The following is a 16784-nucleotide window of genomic DNA, read 5'->3' on the forward strand; positions in this document are numbered from 1 at the left end:
TATAATCAGAAAGGGATCGACATGTCTTCACTATATTTGCATTTTCCAAGAGCCGAACTGGCAAAAGCAATCGCTGATGATGTCATGTTGAGAAACCCGTGGACCTTCAACGCAAACGGAGTGTTCTTATCCGCACCGCGAAGGACCGGGAAAACTACATTTTTGCGACAAGACTTGGCGCCCCTTCTAAGCAACGAAGCCTTCGTAATCTATACCGACCTCTGGGCAGACCCCTCACGAGATCCTACAGTGGTGGTCAAGGAGGCCGTTCGACAGAGCCATATGGCCGCAAATTCATTTGCCCGCGGTGCGATCACAAAAGCTGAACTGAATCTGGCGGGCTTTGCAAAGGTCACGCTAGAGGACCCATGGACAGATGAACAGCAGCTGCCAATTGCACTTAACAGCATACAGGCACAAGTGCAGATGCCTTTGGTGCTTATCATCGATGAAGCTCAGCATGCGTTGGCCCATCCGGACGGCATGGGCTTGATGCTTTCCCTGAAATCGGCCAGAGACCAGATCAACACGCTTGGCGAGGCCAATCTCCGTATCGTCATGTCGGGCTCCGACAGAGACAAACTTATGCGGTTGGTTCACGAAGCGGCGTCGCCGTTCTACGGCTGTTCGGTAGCTACTCTACCGCCGCTCGGGAGGCCTTATCTTGAGCACATCGCCGAGCGCATCAAGGCCTCGACTAATATAGATTTTGTCGACATCAATGCATTGGAGAAGACATTCGAGCTGGTTGGCCACCAGCCGGAAACTCTGGCCGGAATTATAGGTATGGCCGCCAACCCTCTGATCGATCAGCGGCAAAGCTTCAGTGCAAGGCTCATTACCGCGGGTCGTGAGCATCGGCAGAACCGTATCGCGAGTTACCGTGACAAACTGGACGCCTTGCCAGCGCTGGATAGAGCGATCATGGAGCGAATTGGATCCATGGACGGCGGGTTTGCTGTCGGCGGCAAGGAATCATTGGCCGTTTACAGCAAAGCTACCGGGGAACCTGTGACTGCGCAACGCGTCCAGAAGGCACTGCATAGACTCCGAGAACATAGTCCGCCGCTGCTTTGGAAGTCTGCTGCAGCAGAGTATGCAATAGAGGATGCTGGCATGAGAGACTGGATTCGAGACGGCCAGGACGACGTGAAAGGCGGCGGTTTTATTCGATAGATTGGCGGCGCCGAGTGCGATGCCTTAGGCGACGAAAGATCGCTTGGCTTTGTCGACCGCTGAGAGCAGGTGTGCAGAGAACGCTTCAGCTACCAGTGACTCGAACTGGAACTTGCAGTCGAAGAAGTCATTCTCTGAAGCCATCAGTGAACACGACTGGTTTTTGTCCACTATGGCGACGAATTCGTAGGTGCTGTGGCTGATGTGCAGTGCTGAGGCTGAACCGTTGACGTCCTGGTCGAAAGCAGTGTCCTGGGCAACGATGGCGCCAGGTAACGTGTTCTGAATGATATTCTGAATTACGTTCAATGCCATCATCGCTTTTGCCCTCGGAGAGAAGTGAAATCAGTGAGCTTATTAAAGCAACTGCCCATTATTTGCACAACGAAGCGACACCTGATTTCACATTCTATTACAATTGTCGCCCGCCCCGCCGTCCACTAGCCTCACGCGCGGCTGTCAAGATTTCGGTCGCAGGCATCAGCAACGAGTTCGATCGCGTTAATCATACTGATACTCTCATTCTTTTCTGCGAAGGCGCTTACGTTGGCGCTGTATGTCGTGTTGTCGACGAACGCCTGGACGATCTTTTCGGTCTCGGCCTTTGCTCGCTCCTGTGCGATCCAGGTCCCCAGATGTGCCTGATGAATCTGCATGGCATTGTTCTTCTGCTCGAGGTGGGTCGGCAAAACCAACAGTGGCAGGCCGGAGAGCAGGCTCGATGAGGCTACACCTACGCCACCGTGGCTGACGACTGCATCCGCAGTATTCATCACGTCCGTGAGCTCGAATGGCTTGTCGCTGACTTTGAAGTTTGTTGATTGTCGACCCTGGAGCGCTGCGGGCAGCTTCCCGGGATAGTAGACGCGAACGTTGGCTTGGGAGTGGGCGAGTATGTGCAGCGCAGTGTCCACATGCGGGCGCCCTGGTTTGAGGTAGGCAAAAATCTTCTTGCCCGGCGCGTTGCCCCAGTCGCAGGTCTGGAAGCTCGATGATGCTCGTGGAGGTCCCGTGTAGGTGGCGTTTTTACGAACGTCGCCATACATGTCGAACAGGGGAAGATCGGCCAGAAATGTCTCCGCGCCCCTGAAAAGATCCCCAACGAAACGAACTGGCGGTAGGGCTTGTTGCCGTGCGACCGTATTGATGTTGCCCACGACAAACTGTTCAGCCTGATCGACTGCCTCAGGTTTTACTGGGACCCAGGGACACAGGTCAACGCCCGACACGCCTGGCGTCGGGGATGAGAAACTGCTGGAAAAGATGATCTTCGCTACGTGGGAATCGCCGGCGGCAAGCATGGCGGTTGGCGCGAAATCGAAGACCATCAGATCCGGCTGTAGAAGATCGAGCAGTGCTCTCCAGGCCTTCACCAGCGCCATCAAACCATCAACTTCGCCATAGCCCTTGTAGGCCAGGATATCAGCCATTGTCTTGGTCAGTCGCGGAGAGCTCGGGCGGTGTATCCAAACAGGCGCCTGATAGATCCTCACCGCAGATTCCCGGAAGAACATTTCGGCGCGCGACAGATCCTTGACGATGAGGCTTACCTGATGTCCGCGCGTCGTCAATGCCGAGGCCAGTTCAGCTAAACGGTGCAGATGCCCGAGATCATCTCCCAATTCCCATATACCCAGAATATGCGACATAAGCTCCAAAGAATTTGATGAGTGACTGTGGAGAAACGAAGGTGCTCCAAAGGCAGTATAGCGGCTGAGCGCTGGTAGCCAGAGCGATGTCCTGACCTCAGGGATTTGCCAGGCGCAACCTTACTTCTGTAACCGCGGGTCGTACCGAAACTTGGAAATTTCGCCAATCTGAATGAAGCGAAAGTCACTGTGTGTTGGATTCAGAAGGAAATTATACTCTTCACCCACGCAGGCGCTGGGGACTTGAAGTACTAGCGACGACCCTTCGTGCACCCAGCGGTCACCCACCTGTCGCACGGAAGAGGCCATTGTTGGTTCTGCCCAGTCGTCAGGTAGATCCAGAATGTCTATATGGCTCACATGCGCCTCGTTAAACGACACGCTGAGTTTGTGATAGTCGGCGAGGAGAGCTGGCCGATCAATATGGACAAGCAATTCCATGGCCGCCTGGGCAAGGCTTGTTCCGAGATAAACGACCCGAACGCCCTTGCTATTCCAGCGCCCACCGAACAAATATGCGCCTTCGCCAGAGAGCATTTGATCAGGACTACGTGCAAATTCCGGCTGTGCGATTCGCCAACCGGTCAGCATCAACTGAATACCCCGTGTCGAATCCGACCAATCAGGTCCTCAACCGCTCGGCCACCGAATTCGGTACTGGCATGCTCCATAGGCGACTCGCCGCCAAGGATCTCACGAGGCGTGCGCAACCATTCGATGGCTGCTTCGTCATCGCCTTGCATCATGTCCACGGTAAGATCTTTTATCCGCGCCAGTCGAACCACCCGATCTGACTCATCGACGTTGAGCCGCTCAGCCTTCTTCAAGCGTCGCCGAAGCGTGGATAGGGGGATGAGCAAGCAGTCGGCAATGGCCGCTTGGCTACAGCCGTAGGCAGTTTCAAGCACTTTCACCACGGTAGAGGGTAATCCTGCTCTCACACGAGCCAGCATCGCCTTGTGATCCTCGCTTTGAATGCCGAGAACTTCCAACACGAGACGTCTTGACGAGAAAGAGCGCGGGCTTCCCGCGTCCGCGCTCAGTTCTTTCGCCTGCTTCCCGAGCTTGCGCCTCAGAGGGGCTAATCCTCTCTTGGGAACTACTGTAAGCGAATAAACCATATGAGCCTCCTGAAAAGTCTATATGGACAGTATATGCTCTCCCTCCTTTTCTAGCAATTCAGTTCCTTAGCGAGTACACACGAGTATGCAGTTTGTGTATATGTATGCAATTTAGTGCTGTTTCTGCATATAACACGGCCGAGTTCGATCCACTTCCTTATACGCTGCGAACGATGCTGGACAAGCGGCAGGGGCGGGTTAAGTCGGTTTTCACTGGGTCGTCTCGACACTATATAAGCCAGCTGCTGAACCAGTCCAAATCACGTTCCTTCCGTTTCTTTGAAGTCATCGATTTTCTAGACATGGATGAAGGCTTCATCATCTTCGTACGAGACGGCTGGCAAAGGTGCATAGCCATCCCGTGGCCAAGAAGCACCTCATGTGAATAGCAGGCGCGCACGCGCGCCGTGACCAGACTGGTTCCGGCGCGTGTGCCGCCGGAGACTCTGGCTGATTAGCCAGGGTCACTGATTGTTCGTCAAGTCACAGCAGCACGCTCTGGTGGCGACTGTTCAGGCCGTGAGTAGGTTTGATCAGGTTGGAATGAGCGGTGTTTATACCGTTGAGAAGCCCGGACTGCGCCTCAATTTGTTGAGCCAGCAGAGTTGACGGTTCATCTGACCGGCACCAGTACGTCGATCATCAGTGGACCCAGTTGACCAAGCGAATCCCCGGCACGTATTCGAATTGCTTCATGTTGTTCGTGACGACTACCAAGCCTTGTGACCGGGCGTGTCCAGCAATCATTTCGTCATACGGGCCAATGGGTCGGCCTATTTTCTTCAATTCGGCCCGGAGCTGTCCCGTATGAACGGCGGCGTCATTATCGTACTGCAGAACCTCGACACGGGCTGCGAAGCCTTCAATGTCCCGCAGGTTTCGATCCACGGCGGCGGATGCCTCCGCGCCATATATGAGCTCCATGAGTGATATCGCTGAAATACACATTTGGCCATCGTGTGCCTTAAATGCTTCGCGTACTTCACTCGGCTTGTTCTTGATGGTGTAGATGGCGATGTTGGTGTCGAGCATGTACTTCAACATTAAAACGTTTCACGCTCTTGATGAGGGGGTTGATCGCGGCTCGTCATAAAATCATCAGAGACACCCTCACCGTCGAACCAGGTATCCCAGGATTCTCCAGCTGGGGTGATGATGCGGGCTCGTCCTAGAACGACAATATCCACTTGTTTTACGGTATCAGGGTAAGCTACGGGTTTTGGAAGCCGTAACGCCTGGCTTTTATTACTCTTAAAAAGATTTGCTCGTTCCATAAATGTATTGCACTCTTTTGACATATCCCTGACGTATATCCCATGCTAAATTCTGTGGTGGGATATGTCAATGGTATATCCTTGTTGATCTGATCCGCTTGGAATGCGCGCTTTAGTCAGTAAGGACAGTATTTTTCTCGAATTCAAGAAGCAGCGTATGGGTAGCTCTGGCATCTTGCAAAGCGACAACCGTATTCCCGAAAGTTCGCATACCTTTCCAGACTCATCATCACATAGCGATTCTCACCGCGTACTGAAATAAGGACGCCTTCTTCAGCCTGCGATAGTGCCTCAACCGCAGTGACGCCTTGCGATTTCAGTTCGCTGGCGGTCAAGTATTCATATCCATGCACCATTAAAACTTTCGATAACCTCCACTACTGTAAACCATACCGCCCCTGAATCTCCCGATACGTCCCATCCCGAAGAATTTCAAACAGCGCCCAGTTGAAGCGCTCAACGAGATCTTCCAGTTCCGGTGCGCGACGCAAGACCAGGTAGGCCGCTTGTGTCGTGAGTGGCGGCGCCAGCGCTACCACATCTTCGATATCGAGCTGGCCGATGATATAGCGCCCAACATCGGCGTTAGTCAGCACACCGTCCACGCGGCCCAGCATTAGCATGCGAAAGCTCTGTGTATCTTCGGTGACCGGTTCGATGTCGATATGCCCGGCCTTTCGCGCTGCTTCGAAGGCGTCCGTGGTCTTGAAACCCCGGTTGACACCGATGCGTCTACCATAGAGAAAAGTAAGATCGTCGAACGCTATTTGGGTTGGCGACTTCAGGAAAACGGTGTATTCGGTGATATGCATTGGCACGCCGGTGAAGTAGGCAAATGCCTCGCGTTCAGGGCTGTGAAAGTACGAAAATACGCAGTCCTGCTTGCCATTGGCGAGTTCCTTTTCCAGCCGTGTCCATGGCTTCAGCCTGATTTCAATATCGATATCCAGACGTCGACCAATTTCCCGAACGACATCGACATCGATGCCGCGGATGCCCTGTGCGTCCTGAATTACGTAGGGCTGGTAGACAGTGCTGGAGCAGACAAGCTGACGGCGCGCCTCTTCAGCAGCGAGCGCGGGCGCACCGAATAGCAGCCAGAGACCGAGGGTGTGGCGGGTGCAGACACCCGCCAGCACCTTACGCCATGGACAGACCATCCACCTTGAAGTCAGCATAATCGCTCCGGCCTTCACTGATCAGGTCGGCCACCACTTTGCCGCTGCCGCAGCCCATGGTCCAACCCAGCGTGCCGTGGCCGGTGTTCAGCCACAGGTTCTTGTATCGGGTTTGCCCGAGGTACGGCATGTTTGATGGCGTGGTCGGGCGTAGACCGGCCCAGAACTGAGCCTGATCGTAGCCACCGGCCAGCGGAAAGACCTTGCGGACATTGTTGACGATGGCTTCACAGCGATGCTTCACGACATTCTGGTCGTAACCAGAAAGTTCAGCGGTGCCGGCGACGCGGAGCTTATTGCCAAGCCGGCTATAGACCAGTTTGAACTGATCATCGGTGAGACTGGTGGTGGTGGCTTCGTCTGGGTTCTCCAGCGGAACAGTGATGGAATAGCCCTTGGCGGGATAAATATTGAGATTGATGCCGAGCGGGCGCAGCAGCTGCGGTGAGAAGCTACCCATGCAGACCACGACATTACGGGCCTCGAGTATTTCTTCCTTGCCGCGGCGACGGATGACGACACGGACGCTTTCGCCCTTACTGTCGTTGAATTTCTCAAGGCGCATGATCTCGGAGCTGTAAGCGAACTCGGTACCCATACCTGCAGCCACGTCGGCCAGGAGGGTGGTATAGAGTTGCGCGTTACCGGATTCGTCTTCGGCGGTATAGGTCGCACCGACGATATCGTCCTTGATGTGCTTCAGCGTCGGTTCAATTTCGAGCACCTCCTCCTTGCTGACGACGCGGCGATTACAGCCGTACTCGCGCATCAGATCGGCAACGGGAATGGCGCTGTCATATTCCTTCTGGTCACGATAGAAGTGCAGGATGCCCTGAGTCTTCTGCTCATACTGCAGGTCATGCCGTGCACGGACCTGCTGCAGCATGTCTCTGGAGAAGGTCGCCAGCTTGACAATATCGACGGTGTTTTTGCGGCTGCGCGCTGGCAGGCACTCATACAGCCAGCTGACCAGCCACTGCCACTGATGTGGATCCATACGCGGTCTGAACAGCAGGGGGGCATCGGGCTTGAGCAACCACTGTAGCACTTTCAGTGGTGCAGACGGATTCGCCCAGGGTTCGGCGTGGGACACGGAAATCTGTCCGCCGTTGGCAAATGAGGTTTCGAGGGCTGGCCCAGGCTGACGGTCGACGACCAATGTCTTGTGACCCTTGCGGGCAAGCCAGTATGCGGTGTTGACGCCGACAATGCCTGCGCCGAGAACGATTGAATCATACATATGAGAGAAGCTCCGGATTCACTTCAAAAGATGAAAGCAGGCAAGTGCGTCTGCCTGTTTGGGCTCCTCTGTCCGGTGACCTGAGAGTTTAGTCTGCGGGCGCAGACCTACCCCTTCGGTGTGTCTTCAACTGAGCATGACACTCTCCAGAGCCGATGCCGTTGCCATGGTCCACTTTGCCTGAGCGATTCCGAGCCGGTTGCGCCTTCGGCGTTCCTGCAGTTGCCCGATCAATTGATCGATCACTTGCAGAACACTCTCCCATACCACGTATCATCGAATGTTAATCTTAGCACTCTTCGAACCAGCGGTCATCCGTGGCTATGTGTGATATTGATACATACCAGCCTGCTCTCGTAAGAAAGTAGTGAATGAAAACAACGTCTGTGAGGAAGTGAAATGGAATATCGCCGTCTGGGCCGAACCGATATCGAAGTCAGTGCGCTGTGTCTGGGCACGATGACCTGGGGTGAGCAGAATACCGAAGCCGAGGGCCACGAGCAGATCGACTATGCGCTATCGCAGGGGATCAATTTCCTCGATACCGCAGAGATGTACGCGGTGCCGCCACGTGCCGAGACCTACGGCCGAACGGAAGAGATTATCGGCACATGGCTGAAGAAGACTGGCCGCCGCAAGGACATCATTCTGGCGAGCAAGGTGGCCGGACCCGGGCCCGCCTGGATTCGTGGCAAGAGCGCGACGATCGACCGGCCCAATATCAAGGCTGCGCTGGATGAGAGCCTCGAGCGCCTGCAGACCGATTATATCGACCTGTATCAGCTGCACTGGCCGAACCGCGGCTCGTATCACTTCGGTCGCCAGTGGGACTTTACGCCTGGGTTCGAGCGGGAAGAGGTTATCGCCAATTTCGTTGAGGTGCTGGAGACTCTGGGGGAGGAGATCAAGGCCGGGAGGATTCGCCATGTAGGGCTCAGCAACGAAAGCGCCTGGGGCATGATGCAGTACCTGCAGCTGGCCGAAGCGCGCCAGCTGCCGAGGATGGTCTCGATCCAGAACGAATACAGCTTGCTCTGTCGTCTGTTCGAGCCTGACCTGGTCGAAGCGAGCATGGCTGAAAACTGCGGACTGCTGGCCTGGTCACCGCTCGCCTCGGGCATGCTGTCCGGGAAATATCGCAATGGTCAGCGTCCCGCTGGCAGTCGCTGGACCCTGCTGGAAAAACCGCCGAGAGATAATCCCCCGGCCCATGAGGCGGTGAACCAGTACATGCAGGTGGCGGAGAAACACGGTCTGGATGTATGCCAGATGGCGCTGGCTTTCGTAACCAGCCGCCCTTTCGTGACGTCGAATATCATCGGCGCGACTACTATGGCTCAGCTGAAGACTAACATCGCCTCTGCTGATGTGACGCTGAGCGAGGCAGTGCTGGACGACATCGCTGACGTGTATCGTCGACATCCGATGCCGTACTGAGCCAGGCCTGAAAAGGTGCTTCTCAGGCGGTATGCTGGGCCGGCACCTTTTTCTTGTTGACGATCTGATGACACATTTTCTTCAGAATGCGTCGCCTTGACACGACACCGAGCACCTGGCCGTGATCGTCGACGACCGGGTAGATCTTCGGTTTGTGAGCGCACATTTGCGAGGCCAGGTCGTTCAGTGACAGGTCCCGCTTTACGGTAAGCACGTCGGTACGCATCACGTCTGCAACCGTCGCGCTCTGCTCATCGAAGTAAAACACCTGGTTCACCGCGTTCAGACAATCCTGCTCGGATATCCAGCCCTCCAGGCGCCCGTCCTTGTCGACTACCGGCCCGCCGAGCAGCTCGTTCTCACATAAGAGATTGGCTGCTTCTATCACCGGCATAGTGGCCTTGAAGGCAACATATTGTCGCGACATGCAGTCTTCGACTTTGAGTGTATCCTCAACCATGGTCTGTGCTCCTTCCGTTATACGCGTCCGGGTTGATTAAACGGTTTCGGCTCGATGCCTCGGCTTGTTCCAATCGGCCTTTCCCTACTATACGGAATTTCGGGCCTCATGTACTCGATCTTGAGCGGTATCAGGCACTCGACGCTGAAGCCTGCAGCAACCGTTGCATGGCATCGAACAATGCAGGTGTGCTCATGAGCCGATGATCACCATGCAGAAGCTCACACTTGCCAGGCGGCGGAGCTTCGTGAAAACCACTGCGTCCACCAGCTTCGGTCAGGATCAACAGGCCTGCGGCATAGTCCCAGGGTTTGATGGACTCGTAATACGCATCGAAGCGCCCGCAGGCTACCCAGCAGATATCTAGTGCCGCAGAGCCCAGGCGCCGCAGACCGCCGCAGTGTGTGGCGACAGCGGACAAACGCCGCATGATGGGTTCGATATTGCGCTGATCGTAGGGGAATCCAGTGGCAATGAGCGATCGTGACAAATCTGTCTTGTCGCTGACGCTGATTCGCCGGTTGCTCAGCTCGTTATCCAGACCTCGCTTCAGCAGGTAAGCCCCACCTTTTTCGCAGGCATAAAAGACTTCGCGCAGGAAGGGTGCATAGACTACCGCTGCGCGGAGTTCGCCGCCTTCGGCGAAGCCTATCGAAACGGCACTCTGAAAGTGACCATAGGCGTAGTTGACGGTGCCGTCGATGGGGTCGATGATCCATGTTGGCGCATCGAGGCCGCTTAGGCTCTCGACATCGTTATGCGTTTCTTCGCTGAGAATGGCGTGATCGGGAAAGCGTTCACGAATCATGCTCACGATCAGCTTGTCAGCGGCGATATCGGCCGAGGTGACCAATTCCATATGGTCCTTTGTGTCGAGACTCAGTTCGCCGTTTTCACGGACGTCGACGATTTCTTCTCCGGCTGCCCGGGCCGCGGCCCAGGCCAGTTCGAGTTGTGGTCGCCACTGGCTACGGGCCAGATCTGCTTCGAGTGGCAGTGATTCAGGAAATATGTGCACGGTTGCTCCTCTGTTGCGTGGCAGGGGCCAGTCTGGGTGTGTTTTCAAGCAGGGCGCCGCTGGCCTCGAGCTCCGCTGCCAGTGCCAGTAAATCACCCTCATGGCCGAGTTCTGCAGAGAACTGCACGCCTACCGGCAGGCCATTCTGATCCAGTGAAATGGGCAGGGAGATGGCCGGCGTACCTGCGATATTATCAGCCGGTGTAAAGCATGCGAACTTGCGCAGCCGGCTCTCTAGCGTGGCGAAGGGCAGGTTTGGTGCCAGGTGCCCTGCTTTTGGTACCACCTGGCCGAGGGTGGGGCAAAGCAGCACGTCATAGTCCTTGAACAGGCGACGATAGTTGAGGGCAAACTGGCGCAGCGATCGCATGCTGGCCGGTAGCTTCCAGAAACGTCGCATGAAGTGCAGGGCCAGCGCGTTCGTCATGGGCTCCAGTCGATTGGCACTGAAGTCAGGCATCTGTAGCGGATTGCGTTGCCCGTTCAGCAGTCGAACCGGCGTGGTACCGGCCAGGCGCACGGATGCGGCCAGCATCGACCAGTACAGTAGAAAATTATGCCCGAACGCGGCAGTGGCGGGATTGTCGATATGGCTGACCCGGTGACCGAGTTTGCGACAGGCAGTGACCATGTCCTGAACGCTGTCTACGCAGGCGTCATCGGCCTGTTCACCGTCAGGCCGGCGGGTGAACATGGCAATGCGCAGGCGTCTGCCGATGGGGGCCGACACATGACCTATCGCCTTGAGACCGAGGTCGACGCCGTGTCTCGGGTCGCCGTGCCGGCTGAGCTGCTGCTCATCTGCCTGAGCGAGTACCTTCGCCATGGAAGTACGCCGCTCCAGCGCGGCAAACACCAGCGCGGTGTCACGCACCGAGCGCGTCAGGATGCCTTCGGTTACGATCTGCAAAGGCAGGTTCTTCGCCAGATAGGGCAGCGGCAGTCGCCCCAGGGAAGGCTTCAGGCCAACGAGGCCGCAACAGGCCGCGGGTATGCGAATCGAGCCGCCACCATCGTTGGCATGGGCAGCCGGCACCACCCCAGCTGCGACCAGCGCAGCGCTGCCGCCCGACGAGCCGCCGGCAATATAGCTGGTATGCCAGGGGTTGGCGGTATGCCCGCGGACAATCTCATCCACACCAGTGGTCTGACTGTATTCTGTCGTGGCCGTGAGCCCGAATTCAGGCAGGGTCGTCTTGGCGATGGGCCGAAAGCCTGTGGTCGCAAATTCATCGACGATGGGCGCGTTGTGTCGCGCTGGTGTGCCGCTGAAGGCGATACTGCCATGAGTCGTCGGCAGGCCGGCCACATTCGTATTGTCCTTGATGGCGAAGGGCAGGGTATGCTCATCGAGATCGGTCGGCAGGGGGACTGGACATGTGGCGGCATGCAGGTCTTCCGCCAAAGCAAGCCGCTCGTGTGCGGCAACGAAGAGCTCAGCCGCGCTGAGGCTGCCAGCCGCCAGTCGCTCGAGCAGGTCTGTACAGTCATCCGTGCCCAGTGCATCCTTGGTGAAAAGCTTCACTTCATGTGCTGCCATATCGTGCCATTCCCGCTTAGATGAATAGGAGTACGCAGTGTCTTCAGGAAAAGACGTTTCGAGTGTAAAGCGCAATCAGGCGCATCACACTGAGCAAAGCGCTCAGCTGGCCATGCCAGTTGCGTTAACGATCGCGGGCTCAGATAGCGGCGGTGGCGCGGGCATACAGGCAGACATCAAGTCCTTCTCGGCGCTCGGCGTATATGGAGCCTCCGTACTGACGGCTACGACCGCGCAGAATACCCGCGCAGTCACCGATATCCACGATCTGCCACAGGCGCATATACAAGCCCAGATGGCCGCTGTGTTCGACGACCTTGATGTGAGGGCGATCAAGACCGGCATGCTTGGGCGTGCTGCCGTCGTTGCAACAGTTGCCGACGGACTTCGGCGCTTTCTTGATGTGCATGCGGACGTGCCGCTGATTGTCGATCCGGTGATGGTGGCCAAGAGCGGCGACATGTTGCTGGCCAGCGATGCGGTATCGGCAATGATGGCGCAGCTCCTGCCGCTCGCGACACTGGTGACACCAAATTTGCCCGAAGCGCTCACATTGCTGGCAGCATCTGATCCTGAGCGAGCGCAGGAACTGGAGATTCCACTTGGCTCGGCGACCACTGTGCCCCAATTGGCCGCCCAGCTCGAGGTCATTGCTCGAGCACTCGCCGCAGAAATTGGTGTGCCCGTATTGCTGAAGGGCGGACATCTCACCGACTACAGTTCAAATCTGCCGGCCGATGCCGAACTGCCGGTCATCGATGTGCTGGTCGAGTGCCAGGAGGCAACGCTGTTCAGCTCGAAGCGAATCGCGACCAGTAACACCCATGGTACCGGGTGTACGCTCTCGGCGGCGATCGCGGCCCGTCTTGCGCTTGGTGACGAGCTGAAGCAGGCGGTAGCCGCGGCCCGCGACTATTTGCATGGAGCCATCGCTGCGGCGGATCAGCTGCACATCGGCTCAGGCCATGGGCCGGTTCATCATTTTTACGCGATGCTGCGGCAGCAGCGCTGAAGCGAGGGTGGATCTGACGCGATCACTTCGACGCCGTCACTTTGGACGGCGTCACTTCGTGAGCAGATCGCGTAGATCGTGCCAGCTTACCGGCTTTAGCAGGTGATGATGGATGCCTGAGCGCCTGCTTTCGTCAGGGTCTTCTACACGTCCTGACATCGCAAAGATGCGGCCGCTGAAAGGGAAATCCTCGCTGGAGAGCTGCTTCGCCACATCATAGCCGTCCATGTCCGGCAGTCCGAGGTCGAGCAGCACGATGTCGTGAGGCGCCGCTGCGGCCTGTTCGACTGCACTCGCGCCGGTTTCCGCTTCATCGACGCTAAAGCCGGCCGCGCGTAGCAGCATCGCGGTCGCTTCCCGGGCGTCTGCACTGTCTTCGACCAGCAGTATTCTCGGTTTCTCCGTGACAGTTGTTTCAGCCACCTGCGGCAGCCCTGGTGGTAGCAGCTCGGGCACATGAGACGACGGCTCGGGCGCGGGTCCAACGCCGATGTGATAGGCCACCATCGCCAGCAAGTGCTGTGATTCGACGGGCTTGCTTAAATAACCCGTACATCCTGCAGTGAGGCAGCGATCCCTGTCGGTCTGCATAGCAGCAGCCGTAAGGGCGAGTATCGGCTTGGTGAAGCCAAGCTTGCGCAGGCGGGTCACGGCTTCGTAGCCGTCCATGACGGGCATCTGCATATCCATGAGGATGATGTCGAAATTCAGTCGCTCCAGACTGGCCTGCTGCACCACTGACAAGGCTTCAAGCCCATCCGAGGCGGTCGCAACACGTGCGCCGGCCTCCTCCAGGACATGCTGGGCCAGAAAGCGGATGTCGTGACGGTCGTCCACGACCAGAACACGGCAACGCAATTCTGGAATTTCTGCCGGTGGCTTGTTCGGCTTCTTTGCCTTCTGTGGTGGCTTGAGGTTTTCCATCGCCGATCGCTCGATCGGCAGGCGAAATCGGAAGGTGCTGCCGCGTCCAGGTCGACTTTCGCCAGTGATGACGCCGCCGAGAAGATTGGCGAGTCGCTGACTGATCGGCAGGCCAAGCCCCGAGCCTTCGTAGCTGCGGCTATGTGAAGTATCCGCCTGACTGAAAGGCTCGAATACACTGTTCATGAACTGTGCGCTGAGGCCGATGCCGGTATCGGAAACCTCGAAGAAAAGTGCCGGTTGTTCGCCCTGTTCGAGCACGACCTTCAAGGAGACGCTGCCGGTTTCGGTAAATTTCACCGCATTGCCGATGAGGTTGATGAGAATTTGACGAACACGCTTTTCATCGGTGGATATCTGAGCCGGCAGCAGCTTCGGATATTTCACGTTGAGCGGTAATCGCTTCTTGCTGGCACTCACAGACATCAGCGTGTGAACGTCATCGATCAGTGCACCGATGGCGACTGGATCGTTGCGAACGGTGAGACGGCCGGCCTCGATTCGGGACAGGTCAAGTATGTCGTTGATGATGTCCAGCAGATGCCGACCGTTGCGACGAATTGTTTCCACTGCCGAAAGATCATCGGGATCACTGAGATGACTTGCCAGGATGTCCGCAAAGCCGAGAATGGCCGTCATCGGGGTGCGAATTTCATGACTCATGTTGGCAAGAAACTCGCTCTTGGCCATGTTGGCCCGTTCCGATGCCTTGGTGGCACCTTCAAGCTGTTCCTCGATTTGTGCCTGGGCGGTTATGTCATAACTCGAACCGGCGATGGCTTCGACGCGACCATCTGCTGCGAACACGGGTACCCAGGTGTATTCGAACAAGCGTGTGCCGGCTGTGGCCGTCCTGAACGTGGTGCGGTCGACTAATGGTTTGCGGGTGTCGATGACCTGCTTTACCTGACGCATGAGGCGGTTGGCCAGCGTTGCAGGGTAGTCCAGTTGACTGAAAGTCTTGCCTACGGCGTGCTCGAATGTGGTGCCCAGTGCCTTCAGTAGCGCGAGGTTGATATAGCGGAAGCTGCCGTCGGTATTGAGAACGTAGACGTGATTGGTCAGATTCGAGAGCGCCGCATCGAACAGACGGGTACGATATTCGTTCTGCGTGGCCTCGTCGATTTTCAGACGCTCCCGGCGGTCGCGGCTGATGGTGGCCAGGTATAAAGGCTCGCCAGTTACGGGGTCGTCGATACGGAATGCGAACAGTTCGATGGGCACATTTTCGCCGGTCGTCAGATGCTGCAGCGTCATGTCGCGATTGTAGTAGCCGTCGCACAGCAGTGAGGGGATGGCTTCGTCCCGGATCAGTTGGTGTTCGGCGGGCGAGAAAATGTCGAACAGCGTGATTTCTGAAACGTCGAAATCCTGCGCAATGCCGAGCAGGTTGCGGCCGCTGCGATTGATCAGTACGCCGCGTGCATTGAAATCGGCAATCCCGACGAAATCTGTGGTTCGGTCGATCACTGAGGCCAGCAGCATGCGCTCCTGCTCAATACTCAGCCCTGCGGTCTGGCTCGGCTCTGCGCCAGCAAACTCGGTGAGGCGGAGGAGTACGTACTGCATCGCGCCGTTCTCGTCCGCGATGATGCTGCTGTTGGCAACCAGCAAACGCCCCGTGGTCTTGCTGGAAAGAGCCAGGCCCTGTTCCACTGATGACAGCTTTTCAACAGGCTGATCCGGGTCGAGCTGAAGGTCTTTCAAGCTGTGGGCATCGTGGAAGAAATCCGCCAGCGGCCGCCCTGTCGGGTCCTGTCCACCGAAGGCCTTCAGCGTTGGAAGCTGATCACTGCAGGCCAGAATTTCGAGCCCCTCCGGACCAGGCTTCAGAAGACAATGATGGCCCGGCATGGCCTTGAATACTGCTCGAAAATCTATATCAGACATCTTGCAAGGTTACCCCTGGAAACCTGAAGTATCGCTCAGCCACTCAGGCCGACAGTTCGACACCAACCGGGCAGTGGTCAGAGCCATCGATATCATTATAGATGAAGGCGTCAGTTACGCGCGGCAGTAGCGCCGGCGAGCTCAGGAAATAGTCGATCCTCCAGCCGACATTGCGTGCTCGGGCACCTGCACGGTAACTCCACCAGGTATATTTCACCGTTTCCGGATGTAGCTCGCGGAACGTGTCTTTGAACCCGGCTCCCATCAGGTTGACGAAGCCATCGATTTCTTCCTGCATGTAGCCTGCGGCCTTATTGTAGTTGGCCTGTGGCCGTGCGAGGTCGATCGGCTGGTGAGCGACATTGAGATCGCCACAGACCAGCAGTGGCTTGCGTGTCTCGAGCTGGCGGAGGTAGGTCAGGAAGTCAGCGTCCCAACTCGATCGGTAGCCCAGTCGCTTGAGCTCGCTGCCGGAGTTCGGCGTGTAGACCGTGACCAGGATGAAGTCTTCGTATTCCGCAGCGATGACCCGGCCTTCGTTGTCGTGTTCAGCGACGCCCATATCATATTCCACCGCCAGGGGTTCTACGCGCGTCAGAATGGCTGTACCGCTGTAGCCCTTTTTCTCGGCCGAATTGGTGTAGATGTGATAGCCATCGATGCCACTGAGCGCTTCCACCACCTGTTCGTCCTGGGCCTTGGTTTCCTGCAGACATAGTATGTCGGGTGCCATGTCCTTGAGTTGCTGTTCAAAACTTTTCTTCATGACGGCGCGGATGCCGTTGACGTTCCAGGAGATCAGTCGCATTGGAATAATGTGGTCCTTGGTTCAGATTTGAATTTTACCGGTACAGGGGACGGGTAC

The 16784-nt window shown here is 56.7% G+C and carries 16 protein-coding genes and 1 riboswitch; of the genes, 3 read left to right on the forward strand and 13 right to left on the reverse strand.

The genetic code is table 11. The annotated features are described in order from the left end of the window. Positions 1-162 precede the first annotated feature (162 nt). Positions 163-1176, forward strand: a complete 1014-nt coding sequence (locus tag ACH3PB_RS05375; protein ID WP_416398409.1) for a hypothetical protein — start codon at positions 163-165, stop codon at positions 1174-1176. Between the two features lie 24 nt (positions 1177-1200). On the opposite strand, the gene ACH3PB_RS05380 is transcribed toward ACH3PB_RS05375, so the two are convergent. The 8 genes from ACH3PB_RS05380 to ACH3PB_RS05415 form a co-directional block, all read right to left on the reverse strand. Then, positions 1201-1494 carry a hypothetical protein gene (locus ACH3PB_RS05380; RefSeq protein ID WP_416398410.1) on the reverse strand — a complete coding sequence of 98 codons (294 nt, stop codon included), beginning with the start codon at positions 1492-1494 and terminating at the stop codon, positions 1201-1203. A gap of 128 nt (positions 1495-1622) precedes the next feature. Continuing rightward, positions 1623-2825: a nucleotide disphospho-sugar-binding domain-containing protein gene (locus ACH3PB_RS05385; RefSeq protein WP_416398411.1), complete on the reverse strand. Its 1203-nt coding sequence runs from the start codon at positions 2823-2825 to the stop codon at positions 1623-1625. 120 nt (positions 2826-2945) lie between these two features. After that, positions 2946-3416 (reverse strand): RES family NAD+ phosphorylase, encoded by a 471-nt coding sequence (locus tag ACH3PB_RS05390; RefSeq protein ID WP_416398412.1) that lies wholly within the window; start codon positions 3414-3416, stop codon positions 2946-2948. Further along, positions 3416-3820 (reverse strand): antitoxin Xre/MbcA/ParS toxin-binding domain-containing protein, encoded by a 405-nt coding sequence (locus tag ACH3PB_RS05395; protein WP_416398413.1) that lies wholly within the window; start codon positions 3818-3820, stop codon positions 3416-3418. Before ACH3PB_RS05395 ends, ACH3PB_RS05390 begins: the two co-directional genes overlap by 1 nt. A gap of 768 nt (positions 3821-4588) precedes the next feature. Continuing rightward, entirely contained in the window at positions 4589-4990 is a 402-nt protein-coding gene (gene vapC, locus ACH3PB_RS05400; RefSeq protein ID WP_416398414.1) for a type II toxin-antitoxin system tRNA(fMet)-specific endonuclease VapC, read from the reverse strand. After that, the gene (gene vapB / locus ACH3PB_RS05405; RefSeq protein WP_416398415.1) at positions 4990-5220 is read right to left on the reverse strand and encodes a type II toxin-antitoxin system VapB family antitoxin; all 231 of its coding nucleotides are present in this window, start codon (positions 5218-5220) and stop codon (positions 4990-4992) included. The genes vapC and vapB overlap by 1 nt, the downstream gene beginning before the upstream one ends. A 377-nt stretch (positions 5221-5597) precedes the next feature. Beyond that, positions 5598-6398 (reverse strand): substrate-binding periplasmic protein, encoded by an 801-nt coding sequence (locus tag ACH3PB_RS05410; protein ID WP_416398416.1) that lies wholly within the window; start codon positions 6396-6398, stop codon positions 5598-5600. Beyond that, positions 6361-7638, reverse strand: a complete 1278-nt coding sequence (locus tag ACH3PB_RS05415; protein WP_416398417.1) for a D-amino acid dehydrogenase — start codon at positions 7636-7638, stop codon at positions 6361-6363. The genes ACH3PB_RS05410 and ACH3PB_RS05415 overlap by 38 nt, the downstream gene beginning before the upstream one ends. A 58-nt stretch (positions 7639-7696) precedes the next feature. Next, a riboswitch (glycine riboswitch) is annotated at positions 7697-7798 on the reverse strand. 239 nt (positions 7799-8037) lie between these two features. Here ACH3PB_RS05415 and ACH3PB_RS05420 point away from each other — a divergent pair. Continuing rightward, positions 8038-9075, forward strand: a complete 1038-nt coding sequence (locus tag ACH3PB_RS05420) for an aldo/keto reductase (protein WP_416398418.1) — start codon at positions 8038-8040, stop codon at positions 9073-9075. A 22-nt stretch (positions 9076-9097) separates the two neighbouring features. Here ACH3PB_RS05420 and ACH3PB_RS05425 read toward each other — a convergent pair whose 3' ends face one another. From ACH3PB_RS05425 to ACH3PB_RS05435, 3 genes are all read right to left on the reverse strand, one after another. Continuing rightward, the gene (locus tag ACH3PB_RS05425; RefSeq protein WP_416398419.1) at positions 9098-9535 is read right to left on the reverse strand and encodes a CBS domain-containing protein; all 438 of its coding nucleotides are present in this window, start codon (positions 9533-9535) and stop codon (positions 9098-9100) included. Positions 9536-9665: 130 nt separating this feature from the next. Next, the gene (locus ACH3PB_RS05430; protein WP_416398420.1) at positions 9666-10553 is read right to left on the reverse strand and encodes an inositol monophosphatase family protein; all 888 of its coding nucleotides are present in this window, start codon (positions 10551-10553) and stop codon (positions 9666-9668) included. Then, positions 10537-12093 carry an amidase family protein gene (locus ACH3PB_RS05435; protein ID WP_416398421.1) on the reverse strand — a complete coding sequence of 519 codons (1557 nt, stop codon included), beginning with the start codon at positions 12091-12093 and terminating at the stop codon, positions 10537-10539. Before ACH3PB_RS05435 ends, ACH3PB_RS05430 begins: the two co-directional genes overlap by 17 nt. A gap of 37 nt (positions 12094-12130) precedes the next feature. Here ACH3PB_RS05435 and thiD point away from each other — a divergent pair, with 37 nt between their 5' ends. Beyond that, complete coding sequence (gene thiD / locus ACH3PB_RS05440; protein ID WP_416398422.1) at positions 12131-13105, forward strand: bifunctional hydroxymethylpyrimidine kinase/phosphomethylpyrimidine kinase; 975 nt, start codon at positions 12131-12133, stop codon at positions 13103-13105. Positions 13106-13156: 51 nt separating this feature from the next. On the opposite strand, the gene ACH3PB_RS05445 is transcribed toward thiD, so the two are convergent. Further along, positions 13157-15919 carry a response regulator gene (locus ACH3PB_RS05445; RefSeq protein ID WP_416398423.1) on the reverse strand — a complete coding sequence of 921 codons (2763 nt, stop codon included), beginning with the start codon at positions 15917-15919 and terminating at the stop codon, positions 13157-13159. Positions 15920-15962: 43 nt separating this feature from the next. Continuing rightward, the gene (locus ACH3PB_RS05450; protein ID WP_416398424.1) at positions 15963-16727 is read right to left on the reverse strand and encodes an exodeoxyribonuclease III; all 765 of its coding nucleotides are present in this window, start codon (positions 16725-16727) and stop codon (positions 15963-15965) included. Positions 16728-16784 lie beyond the last annotated feature (57 nt).

The sequence above is a fragment of the Allohahella sp. A8 genome (genome assembly GCF_047946665.1).
Classification (GTDB): Bacteria; Pseudomonadota; Gammaproteobacteria; order Pseudomonadales; family Oleiphilaceae; genus Allohahella.